The organism is Bacteroides graminisolvens (assembly GCF_963666085.1).
Classification (GTDB): domain Bacteria; phylum Bacteroidota; class Bacteroidia; order Bacteroidales; family Bacteroidaceae; genus Bacteroides; species Bacteroides graminisolvens.
In genome coordinates this window covers 3,146,276-3,157,423 of the sequence record NZ_OY762556.1, presented here as the reverse complement: position 1 = coordinate 3,157,423, position 11,148 = coordinate 3,146,276, and the positions used below count along the sequence as shown (strand labels likewise).

Genomic DNA, 11,148 nt, shown 5'->3' with positions numbered 1-11,148 from the left:
ACAAGATGAAGAACATGAAGAAAAAACTCTCATTATGGATGTTGGCCGCCGGAATAGTACCTTCGGTCATGGCACAATATCCCGTTATTCCTGATTCGGTAAAAGCTCGTGGCGAGCGTCAGGAGGCTGAGATTATGCGTAAATCGGATGCTGCCTGGCAGAAAGCATTGCCCGTTATTCTGGAAGAAGCTGCTAAAGGTCGTTTCTATAAACCTTGGGCTTCGAAGCCGGATGATTTGCTAAAAGTAGATATTCCTGCTTTCCCCGGTGCAGAAGGTGGTGGTGCTTATACTCCCGGTGGTCGTGGTGGTAAGGTAATTGTAGTTACCTCGTTGGCCGATGAAGGTCCCGGTACGTTTCGCGAAGCTTGTGAAACAGGCGGAGCACGCATTATCGTGTTCAATGTGTCGGGAGTTATACGCTTAAGCAGTCCCATTCATTTGCGTGCACCTTACGTAACCATTGCCGGGCAAACGTCTCCGGGCGACGGTGTATGTCTTACAGGTGCTTCTTTCCTGATCGATACACATGACGTGGTTATCAGACACATGCGTTTCCGTCGTGGAGCGCAAGATGTAGCTTTCCGTGACGATGCCATCGGTGGCAATCCGGTGGGTAACATTATGATTGACCACTGTTCGGCAAGTTGGGGGTTGGACGAAAACATGTCTATCTACCGCCACGTGTACAATCGTGATGAAACCGGTCACGGTCTTAAACTGCCCACGGTGAATATTACGATTCAGAACTCGGTCTTCTCCGAAGCGATGGATACCTACAACCATGCGTTTGGTGGAACCATTGGGGGACACAACTGCATGTTTGCCCGCAACCTTTTTGCCTCAAACATTAGTCGCAACTGCTCGGTAGGTATGAATGAAGGGTTCAACTTCGTGAACAATGTGACGTTTAACTGGTGGAATCGTTCGGTAGACGGTGGTGATAACACCAGCTTGTTTAACATCATCAATAACTACTTCAAACCGGGTCCTATCACTCCGCTCGATAAACCAATTTCTTACCGTATATTGAAACCAGAATCAGGTAGAGATAAAAGCAAAGCACTATCGTTTGGCAAGGCTTATGTCAACGGTAACATTGTGCATGGCAATAAGAAGGTTACTAAAGATAATTGGAACGGTGGGGTGCAGTTGGCCGATGACGTAAAGGAAGAAGAATTCCTGAGCAAAATTAGGGTTAACGAACCTTTCGCTATGCCACATGTTACTATTATGCCAGCCCAAAAGGCATATAACTTTGTCATGGAGAACGTAGGAGCCAACTTCCCTAAGCGTGATGCTGTTGATTCACGCATTGTGAAGTCGGTACAAACAGGAAAGGCCATTTACGTTGAAAATGCACCTGAGTTTGTTTCTCCCTACATTAAGAGAAGATTGCCGGCCGACTCATACAAACAGGGTATTATTACCGATATTCGTCAGGTAGGCGGTTTGCCCCAATACAAGGGAACACCGGTGAAGGACTCTGACAATGACGGTATGCCCGATGCATGGGAAATAAAGAATGGTTTGAATCCTCATGATCCGTCGGATGCTACGCTTGACTGCAACGGCGACGGCTATACCAATATTGAAAAGTATATCAACGGAATAGATACCAAAAAGAAGGTCGACTGGAAGGATGTGAAAAACAATCACGACACGTTGGTCGGACGAAAAAGCTTGTTATAATGAAAAAGATGAATGTAAAAGTTCTCTTCCTAGGGTTGGTAAGTATGGGGTTTGTGCACGCTAGTGCGCAAACCTTTGCTTTACAGGTAAAGAACAATAAGATTACGTACGTAAACGACAGCAAGGGAAATCGTGTGCTCGATTTTTCGTACTGTGGTTACCGCAATTCGGAGCAGGACATTCCGAATGTGAATAATGCTGTGTTTGTGCCCTGCAATGCGGGCGACAACTGGGCCAATATTCAAAAGGCAATTGATTATGTGTCGTCATTGAAACCCGATAAACAAGGGTTTCGTGGGGCGGTTTTGCTTGGAAAAGGTACATACACACTGAGTCGTGAGCTGCGCATTGTAGCATCGGGTGTGGTGTTGCGTGGAGCCGACAAGGAGCAAACGGTGTTGCTTAAAACCGGTGTTGACAGGGGTGCATTGCTTTATGTGGAAGGACAGAACAATGTAATGACTACGGATACGGTAGAGGTGCAACAAGCGTATGTGCCCGTTGGCAGCAAGGAGTTACAGGTTTCACATTCGGGTGCTTTCCGCGTGGGCGACCGTGTGTTGGTGGTTCGTCCGTCGACCAAAGAGTGGATTGCTTCCATTGGTTGTAATATTTACGGAGGAGGCATTGATGCGCTGGGTTGGAAACCCGGTGATACCGATTTGCTGTGGGACAGAACCGTAACCGCTGTGGCCGGCAACAAACTAACGGTGGATGTGCCGTTTACCGTGGCGCTGGATGCTGCCTTTGGTAAAGCTAAGGTCATTCGTTACCGGTGGACGGGCAGAATTGCTCATTCCGGTGTGGAGAACCTCACGATGGTGTCCGATTACAACAAACAATATCCCAAAGATGAAGACCATGCCTGGGTGGGAGTTTCCATCGAGAATGCGGAAAACTGCTGGGTGCGCAGGGTTAACTTCAAACATTTCAGCGGTAGTGCGGTCATTGTGCAGCGCACAGGTTCACGCATTACGGTGGAAGATTGTATTTCTTGTGAACCAATATCCGAGGTAGGAGGTATGCGTCGTTGTACCTTCTTCACACTGGGACAACTGTGCTTGTTTCAGCGTTGTTATTCCGAACAGGGAATACACGATTTTGCTGCCGGATATGCTGCTGCCGGTCCCAATGCTTTTGTGCAGTGTGACACGAAAGAGTCGTTGGGCTTTAGCGGATCTATTGATGCATGGGCCTGCGGATTGCTTTTCGACGTGGTTAACGTTGACGGACACAACCTGTCGTACAAAAACTTAGGCCAAGATAAAAACGGTGCCGGATGGAACACGGCCAATAGCTTGTTCTGGCAATGCACAGCTGCTGAAATTGAATGTTACACTGTAGCCGCCGATGCTCCAAACAGAGCTTACGGCTGTTGGGCTCAATTCTCGGGCAACGGTGAGTGGGATGAATCAAACAATCATGTGCACCCGCGCAGTATCTTCTACGCACAGCTACAAGAAAGATTGCAGGCGGATGTAGACAAGCGTGCACGCATCTTGCCACGTAACACTAGTGCTACCAGTAGTCCGGAAGTGGAAGAAGCCATGCGTTTGGCAAAAGAATCTTTCCAACCTCGCCTTACGTTGGAGCAGTGGATAGAGCAGGGTAGTTTCTCTGCCTCGGTGAGTGCCGATAAAGTGAAATCAGTTGATCAGTTGAAATTCAACTGGCAGTTACCTCAAAAGAGCAAACACAACATGGGACTGCAACATGGTCGCTTGGTAACCGATGGTGCTTTGATGGTAGGTGGTCGTCAGGAAGTTCCTTGGTGGAGCGGCAAGCTGAAAACAAACTTCTTGCCTTCGGCTAAACCCCACGTAACACGCTTTGTTCCCGGAAGAGAAGGGCAGGGGCTGACCGACCGCATCGACTCGGTGGTGAGCTACATGAAGGAAAAGAATATCTTGGTGCTCGATCATAATTACGGTTTGTGGTATGACAGAAGACGTGATGACCACGAACGCATACGTCGTCGTAACGGCGATGTGTGGGGACCGTTCTATGAACAGCCCTTTGCCCGCAGTGGTGTAAGCACCGCTTGGGAAGGTTTGAGTAAGTACGACCTCACGCATTATAATAAGTGGTATTGGTCACGCCTCAAAGAATTTGCCGATAAAGGTGAGCAAGAAGGTTTGCTGCTATTCCATCAGAACTATTTTCAGCACAACATCATTGAAGCCGGAGCACATTGGGTCGATTCTCCCTGGCGGTCGGCCAACAACATAAACAGCACCGGTTTTCCGGAGCCAGTTCCTTTTGCCGGTGATAAACGCATCTTTATGGCGGAACAGTTCTATGATGTAACCGACCCCGTGCGCAGAGAACTGCATCGCAAGTACATCCGTCAGTGTTTGGATAACTTTGCCGATAACCAAAACGTGATTCAGCTGGTTAGTGCCGAGTACACCGGTCCGCTTCATTTCGTAGAGTTTTGGCTCGACGTGATTGCCCAGTGGAAGAAAGAAACCGGCAAACATCCGCTCATAGCACTTAGCACAACGAAAGATGTGCAAGATGCCATTTTGAATGATCCGGCACGTGCTGCGGTTGTCGACGTGATTGACATTCGCTATTGGCATTACAAAAACGACGGTACGGTGTATGCTCCCGAAGGTGGCAAAAACATGGCACCTCGTCAGCACATGCGCAAGATGAAAGTAGGTAAAGTAACATTCAACGAAGCCTATAAAGCAGTGAATGAATACCGCACCCGTTACCCTGAAAAAGCTGTAACGTTCTACGCACAAAACTACCCCGATATGGCTTGGGCCATCTTCATGGCGGGAGGCTCTTGTGCACAGATTCCGGTTGCCGATAAAGACTTTTTGCGTGATGCTGCTCAGATGCACACTGAAGCTACCGGAACGGACGAATATTGTAAAATGGTAAAATCTGGTACGGGAATTATCATTTATTCCAAGTCTAAATCAGGAATTACCATCAGCATTCCGGCCGGTAAATACCGCATAAGCTATGTAAATCCTCGTTCCGGAGAGATTACCACATTAGCGAAAACAACCTCGGTGAAAGCCGGAAACCCGCTGAAACTGCCGTCTGGCAACGAAGGCGTTTACTGGATCAGGAACTTATAAACGGAAAGCCTGCTGCATCACGCGGCAGGCTTTTTTTCTTCTTACAGCTTTTATATTACATTTATGTTATATAACACAATATCTGTTTTTTCAATCCTATAACCAAATATTCCCTAACGAGCAACAGCGTACTCCCTATTTTTGCATCATAAGAAAAACAACTCTGATTGATACCATGATGGAACAAAATTGTGATGCTAATATCAACTTGTCGAATACGTGCTTAGATCCTGAAGCGCAACTATTGGCCGATTTTCAAGCGGGCGATATGCGTGCTTTCTCGCGCTTGTATGATTCACATATTCATATTCTTTTCAATTATGGCTGCAAACTAACAACCGACCGTGAATTGCTGCGCGACTGCATTCACGATGTTTTTGTGAAAATGCACAGCCGTCGTGATTGCATTACGGATATTAATAACATCAGATCGTACCTGTTCATCTCACTCAAAAACAAATTGTGTGACGAGATGCGTAAACGTATCTATATGTCGGACACTCCGGTGGAAGAATACAGCAGCATTTCGGGTGAAGAGGACGTGGAAGAAGACTATATTTCTTCTGAAGGCATGAAGAACGATAAATCAATGGTGAAGCGTTTGCTTTCACAGCTTTCTCCCCGCCAGCGCGAGGCACTTACTCTGTACTACATAGAAGAGAGAAAGTATGAAGATATTTGCGAAATCATGAATATGAATTACCAATCGGTACGCAATTTGATGCACAGGGGACTCCTGAAACTCAGAACATTAGCCGGCTAAGAATATATTTTTTTAGTTTTTGTTTTTTTTGAGTACATAATATTTCCTCCTCCGTCTTATTAGAAAATACAAGGATGGATAAAAGAATATTATATACCGTAGATGATTATCTGAAAGACGATGATTTTATCATTGCCGTTTTAGATCATGATTCTGCAAAGCTTTCTCAGTGGGAGGAGTTCCTCAGGCACTGCCCCATGCAAGAAGCTTTGTTCAATGAGGCCCGGGATGTATTGCAGGGTTTGCCCAATGAGCAGTTGCTCAGCGATGCAGAGGCAGCATCATTGAAAGACTCTATTTGGAAAAGTGTATTAGTGTAAGATATTACAAGTGTTTATAAAGTTAAGTGTAACGTTAGTGATAGGGAAGGTTTCTGTGAGAGAAAAAAGGATTAGATTCAGGATAACGTTTTCATAAGGTATACAAAAGGTAAAAGCTTGTTCATAATAAGATTAATAGATTAATGAAGGTTAGAAAAAACGTAGCGCAAGGGTTGTCTCGGTTCAAGAGATAACCCTTTTTGCATTTTTGAAAGCGACAAAACTCTGTGTACACCCCCATGTACAGGGTTTGTACACCCGGGTCTACAAATGCCATACACCCGGGTGTACAATGGCTGTACATCCGGGTGTATATGAGGTTTCTTTACCTAGTTATTATAATAAAGCTGGCGTCTTTTATCTGAGCCCCAGCGTGCTGATAAGCAAGTAAATAAGTCCGGCTAATACAGCACTCACGGGAATCGTCAGAATCCATGCCCACATCAGGTTGATGGTGATTCCCCAGCGCACAGCCGATAAACGCTTTACTGCGCCCACGCCCATAATGGCACCCGTAATGGTGTGTGTGGTGCTCACAGGTATTTTTAAATGCTCGGTGATGAATAGCGTCAGTGCACCGGCTGTTTCGGCACAAACGCCTTCCAGCGAAGTTACTTTGGTAATTTTGCTTCCCATCGTCTTCACAATACGCCATCCGCCGCTCATGGTACCCAAACCGATGGCAGCAAAGCAAGAAAGAGGAACCCAGTCGGGCATGGCTTCTATGGAATCAATGCTGCCATAAGAAATCATGGCTGTGGCAATGATACCCATTACCTTTTGAGAGTCGTTCAACCCGTGCCCCAAGCTGAATAAGCCCGACGACACCAGTTGTAACTTTCGGAAAGAATTCTCGGCAGTGCGAGCATTGACCCTTTTGAAAGCCCACAACACAGATATGGTAATGATGGATGAAATGAGCAACCCAATAACAGGCGCCAAGATAATAAACGAAGCAATCTTAACGATTACGCCCACGTGAATAGATTGAAAACCGGCTGCGCTGATAGCTGCACCCGCAAATCCGCCTATGAGTGTGTGCGATGAAGATGAGGGTATGCCCAGCCACCAAGTCATTAAGTTCCAAGAGATAGCTGCAAGCAGTCCCGAAAGAATGATGGGTAAAGTGATGAATTCCCTCAAGACCGTTTTTGATACCGTATCGGCAATACCAAATTCACCAATGATGTATTTGGCAACAAAGAAAGCAATGAAATTAAAAGCTGCTGCCCAGAGCACAGCCTGAAAAGGAGTGAGCACTCTCGTGGTCACTATGGTTGCAATTGAATTGGCTGCATCATGAAAGCCGTTGATGAAATCAAAGATCAGTGCCAACGCAATGACAAGTATAAGTAATGTCATATTTTTATTTTATCAGGCGTATTTTACGAGAATGGAAGTAATCACTTTGGCAGCACTGTTTATCTTATTCACCGCTTTCTCAAGCTCCTGAATAATTTCCTTCAGTTTGATCAGTTCCACCGCATTGGTTTCTTGACTGAAAAGGTAAGTGATGGCCTCTTCGTACACCGTGTCGGCAGCTTCTTCCAGCTTCTTAATCTCCTTACAGTGCGCTCGTAGCCGCAAGTCGGTCCTTTTGATGTTCGATAGCTCATTGACAGCACTCTGCAATTCATCGCTACCTTTTTTTATCACTTCAACCAGTGTAACCGTGTGTGACGGGAAACGTTGGGGTTGGTAAAGCTGCACCTTTTGTGCGCATCGGTTAATCACATCCAGCACATCATCCATCACGTCGGCCAAAGCATGCACATCTTCCCTGTCAAAAGGGGTGATGAACGTATTGTTCAGCTCGTGAATAATGTTTCCGGTAACCTTGTCACCTTTCACCTCTTCAGCCTTTATAAGCTTGCATAATTCCTCTCTGTGAGTTTTGTCTTCACAAGAAAACAACTCCTGCAGATAAGCAGACGATTGAGATAAGAGCGCGGCAGTTTCTTCCAGCATGGGGAAGAACTTAATATCTTTCGGAGCAAATATGCTCAATAATGTATTGATTTTCATTCCTTATTGAAATTTTCGTGTGCAAAGATATACTATCGACTTGTTTCATGCAATAAGAAAGGATTTTAATTTTCACGAATAGGTAGCATAAAAAAACTCCGGCAACCATTACAGTTACCGGAGATTTTTTCTTGAGTGATCCGCCTGGGGCTTATTATTTAGATACTTGTGAAACACGAATGAATATGTGTTAATTGATAATCAGATGTTTATATTTTATTTTATTGCATTCTATTGAATTTGTGTGGTGCAGTTTTGTGATTATGTGGTGCAAAATTGCTATATTTGCACCACGATAAAAACATTCAAAATTCAATAAGCTATGGAACGAGTTACCATCTTTTTAAGGACAACAAAAACGGAAGGCGATATCAAGTTACGTTTTCGTTTGCGCGATGGTAGAGAAGTTGACCTGTATCATAAAAGTGAGATCAGAGCCGCTCTGAAAGATATGGCTAAGTTTGATGAAAATGGTAATGTCAAACCAAAGGTTTCGATTTTTAACAAAGAACTTAAACTGGCCATTGATCGTGAAATGGATGCCATATATGCTGCATATCATTCCTTGTGTGAGAAGATGCAGAAAGGACATATCAATGGTGAAATATTTGAGGACGCAATTGATTTGGTGCTGAATCCTGATACTCGAAGCCAAAAGAAAGCTGAGATGACCATGCTTGAACGGTTTGATAGATTCATTGCGGATGGTTATCGGGATGGTATATTTGCTGAAGGGCGCATGAAACACTATCGTGTTGTATATGGTGCGTTGGAGCGATTTTTGGCAATAAAGAATCTCAGAAGTATAACTCCCATTGAGTTTACTGCTGATATGCTGATGGATCTCCGTTACTTTTTCACGAATGAATATGAGTATGTGGAAAAATATTCCTACTTGTATGATAATAAAATAGAGCGTGATATTCCTCGCCAGCCTAGAGACATGAATACAACCATTACCAGGCTAAAAAAGCTGCAAGCGTTTTTCAATGAGTTGGAAGATAAGGAGGAAATCATGGCTTCTCCGTTTCGGAAGTTAGGGAGGAAAAGAAAGGCTGCCGTTCTGAAAGAGCGTTATGACGAACCGGTTTATCTTTATAAAGATGAACTATTGAAGGTAATGCGGACGGAAGTTCCTGCCACGCTTCAGGAAACCAAAGAATGCTTTCTACTGCAATGCGCTTTTGGTTGCCGTATCGCAGATTTTCAGGCATTGTCTATGAGTAAAATCAAGGTGACAGATAATGGTATTCCCTTCATACATTACCTACCGAAGAAAACCTTACGCGAAAATGTAGAGAATACCGAAATTGAAACTCCTATCTTGCGTTATGCTCTTGACTTGATTAAGAAATGGCAGTTCAATTTTCCTATCTTGAAATATGTTACGGGTAAAAGTGGATATAATGCTAAGATAAAGCTGCTACTGCAATATTGTGGAATTGATCGTGAGTGTAAGATTTTTGATGACGGGATAAATGATAATGTATATAAACCGCTGTATACATTTGGTAGTAGCAAACTTTGCCGGAAAACACATGTGGATATAATGAATAAGGTGCAAGTCAATATGTATGCTGCTGGTCTTCACAAGGAAGGCAGTAAGGCTGTAAACCGCTATACAAGAATGGAAATGAAAGATCATTTTACGTTGATGTGCGTAGCTTTTGAGCAGCCTATATATAAGGTGGATAAGGAGTTGAATATAATTGATGAATAATACGGGAAATATAATAACTGTTTTCAAGGGCTGTCGAACTTTGATAACCCAATTGCAATTACGACACAAAAAGGGATATAACGGTAAGTATCATCGTAAATAGCATCTGAAGCCACATTCTGCACTAAAAATAAAATCAGGTTAAACATCTTGCGTTAAAGATTGTTAGCCTGATTTCTGTTTTATCTGTACACCTGATTTTTTTTTTGACTGTCTATAAATGTGGCAATGTGGTACTCAATTGACTCCTCTACTGACTGCGACTGATAAAAAAGCACACTTATCTATGATATGGATACACAACGTATAATCAAATGTATTTTCTGTCTATTTCTCTATTTTCTCGGAAGTCAAAAGAAGTGGACTTTCGACTGTCTATTTGTACATACATGCGAGTGTACAAGTGAATAAAAAGCGTCAAGAAACCAGTTTGTTAAGCTGTGTTTCAAGCCCTTGCAATCTTGTTTTTTCACATTAGTTTTGCATCGGTCAAAGCCGTTATCTCATCATGTAACGTGTGGAGACTGGTGCGGGTGCAGCGGCGAATGTCTTGCCAATGATGGCTGCCAACAAACCTGCCGTAAAAGTATGATGGATGAATTTAGAAATCAAAGTTCACAAATGCTCATGATTGTGTCTCAGGATGATTTGGAACGTGTAGTTCAAAAGGCCATTGGAAAGTTACTTGACCAACGTGAGAACAAGCAGGAAGTATATCTGACGGCTGAGGAAACTGCTAAACGGTTGAAAGTTGACCGATCCACTCTATGGCGTTGGAATAAAGAGGGCTATCTTGTCTCTGCCAAAGTGGGTAGTAAAGTTCGCTACAAATTGTCCGACGTGGAAAGGATACAAAAAGGTGAAGTCTTATGAACGATGGCAGAACCATTCTGAAAAATCATAGACAAGACTGTCAGTACAATATAAGTTTTTTTTGATTATTGGTGACATTACCAGAGGAGAGAAAAGAAATAGAGGGAAAATATAAGAAATAGAGCATCCTACCCTGATAGTTAGCTTGATACCAGCATAGTATCAAGGTGATAGATGTTTTCGGCTTTTATGTTCCAACTAACTTTGTCCTTCGGAACCGGTTTCAGAGTGAACAGAGGGAAAAAACCTCTCATGTATAATTATTAAACAAAAAACTGATGACAAAGAAAAATATAGAAAATGGAGAAGCCATCGTGTGCTCCTCATGCCTGTTGAAGTTAAGCTACATCATCGCACGGATGGAAAAAATAGAGAGTGCCCTTTGTTGCATCAAAGGCACGCTCAACTTCAAGGAAGCGCGCGAATATCTCGACCTGTCCAATAGCCAGCTTTACAAGTTGACAAGGAATGGAGACATACCATATTATAAGCCGACCGGTAAATTGATTTATTTCAACAAGCAAGAATTGGATGAATGGATGTGTCAGAATCATTTAGTGACGAATGCAGAGTGTGAAAATATAATCGCTGACATAGATAAGGACGGTACTTGCCACAATGATAAATCAAACGGTTGATTCAAAAAGAAAGACTTCAAATA

9 protein-coding genes are annotated in these 11,148 nt (G+C 43.6%); 7 read left to right on the top strand and 2 right to left on the bottom strand.

All coding sequences use genetic code 11. From position 1 onward, the window contains the following. The first annotated feature begins 5 nt into the window (after nucleotides 1-5). The 4 genes from ACKPCE_RS13385 (at nucleotide 6) to ACKPCE_RS13370 (ending at nucleotide 5,869) form a co-directional block, all read left to right on the top strand. Nucleotides 6-1,691, top strand: coding sequence for a polysaccharide lyase (locus tag ACKPCE_RS13385; RefSeq protein WP_319505551.1), 1,686 nt, complete (start codon nucleotides 6-8; stop codon nucleotides 1,689-1,691). Then, the gene (locus ACKPCE_RS13380) at nucleotides 1,691-4,786 is read left to right on the top strand and encodes a DUF6298 domain-containing protein (protein ID WP_407654987.1); all 3,096 of its coding nucleotides are present in this window, start codon (nucleotides 1,691-1,693) and stop codon (nucleotides 4,784-4,786) included. Before ACKPCE_RS13385 ends, ACKPCE_RS13380 begins: the two co-directional genes overlap by 1 nt. 268 nt (nucleotides 4,787-5,054) lie before the next feature. Continuing rightward, the gene (locus ACKPCE_RS13375; RefSeq protein ID WP_148297686.1) at nucleotides 5,055-5,549 is read left to right on the top strand and encodes an RNA polymerase sigma factor; all 495 of its coding nucleotides are present in this window, start codon (nucleotides 5,055-5,057) and stop codon (nucleotides 5,547-5,549) included. Nucleotides 5,550-5,623: 74 nt separating this feature from the next. Next, nucleotides 5,624-5,869 (top strand): hypothetical protein, encoded by a 246-nt coding sequence (locus tag ACKPCE_RS13370; RefSeq protein ID WP_276992647.1) that lies wholly within the window; start codon nucleotides 5,624-5,626, stop codon nucleotides 5,867-5,869. A 357-nt stretch (nucleotides 5,870-6,226) separates the two neighbouring features. Here the strand turns inward: ACKPCE_RS13370 and ACKPCE_RS13365 are convergent, their stop codons facing one another. Both ACKPCE_RS13365 and ACKPCE_RS13360 read right to left on the bottom strand, forming a co-directional pair. Beyond that, on the bottom strand, nucleotides 6,227-7,231 hold the full coding sequence (locus ACKPCE_RS13365) for an inorganic phosphate transporter (RefSeq protein WP_319505550.1): 1,005 nt from the start codon (nucleotides 7,229-7,231) through the stop codon (nucleotides 6,227-6,229). 12 nt (nucleotides 7,232-7,243) lie between these two features. Continuing rightward, nucleotides 7,244-7,894 (bottom strand): DUF47 domain-containing protein, encoded by a 651-nt coding sequence (locus ACKPCE_RS13360; RefSeq protein ID WP_319505549.1) that lies wholly within the window; start codon nucleotides 7,892-7,894, stop codon nucleotides 7,244-7,246. Nucleotides 7,895-8,216: 322 nt separating this feature from the next. Here ACKPCE_RS13360 and ACKPCE_RS13355 point away from each other — a divergent pair, with 322 nt between their 5' ends. The 3 genes from ACKPCE_RS13355 to ACKPCE_RS13345 all read left to right on the top strand — a co-directional run bounded on the left by ACKPCE_RS13355 (nucleotide 8,217) and on the right by ACKPCE_RS13345 (nucleotide 11,125). After that, nucleotides 8,217-9,614, top strand: coding sequence for a hypothetical protein (locus tag ACKPCE_RS13355; RefSeq protein ID WP_319505548.1), 1,398 nt, complete (start codon nucleotides 8,217-8,219; stop codon nucleotides 9,612-9,614). 588 nt (nucleotides 9,615-10,202) lie between these two features. Further along, nucleotides 10,203-10,487: a helix-turn-helix domain-containing protein gene (locus tag ACKPCE_RS13350; RefSeq protein ID WP_319505547.1), complete on the top strand. Its 285-nt coding sequence runs from the start codon at nucleotides 10,203-10,205 to the stop codon at nucleotides 10,485-10,487. A 278-nt stretch (nucleotides 10,488-10,765) separates the two neighbouring features. Further along, on the top strand, nucleotides 10,766-11,125 hold the full coding sequence (locus ACKPCE_RS13345; protein WP_319505546.1) for a helix-turn-helix domain-containing protein: 360 nt from the start codon (nucleotides 10,766-10,768) through the stop codon (nucleotides 11,123-11,125). Nucleotides 11,126-11,148 lie beyond the last annotated feature (23 nt).

Bases quoted from the DNA above. Each gene is read 5' to 3' on its own strand.
- ACKPCE_RS13365 (WP_319505550.1), bottom strand. From the start codon at position 7,231: ATGACATTACTTATACTTGTCATTGCGTTGGCACTGATCTTTGATTTC.
- ACKPCE_RS13380 (WP_407654987.1), top strand. From the start codon at position 1,691: ATGAAAAAGATGAATGTAAAAGTTCTCTTCCTAGGGTTGGTAAGTATG.
- ACKPCE_RS13375 (WP_148297686.1), top strand. From the start codon at position 5,055: ATGCGTGCTTTCTCGCGCTTGTATGATTCACATATTCATATTCTTTTC.
- ACKPCE_RS13355 (WP_319505548.1), top strand. From the start codon at position 8,217: ATGGAACGAGTTACCATCTTTTTAAGGACAACAAAAACGGAAGGCGAT.
- ACKPCE_RS13370 (WP_276992647.1), top strand. From the start codon at position 5,624: ATGGATAAAAGAATATTATATACCGTAGATGATTATCTGAAAGACGAT.
- ACKPCE_RS13350 (WP_319505547.1), top strand. From the start codon at position 10,203: ATGATGGATGAATTTAGAAATCAAAGTTCACAAATGCTCATGATTGTG.
- ACKPCE_RS13360 (WP_319505549.1), bottom strand. From the start codon at position 7,894: ATGAAAATCAATACATTATTGAGCATATTTGCTCCGAAAGATATTAAG.
- ACKPCE_RS13345 (WP_319505546.1), top strand. From the start codon at position 10,766: ATGACAAAGAAAAATATAGAAAATGGAGAAGCCATCGTGTGCTCCTCA.
- ACKPCE_RS13385 (WP_319505551.1), top strand. From the start codon at position 6: ATGAAGAACATGAAGAAAAAACTCTCATTATGGATGTTGGCCGCCGGA.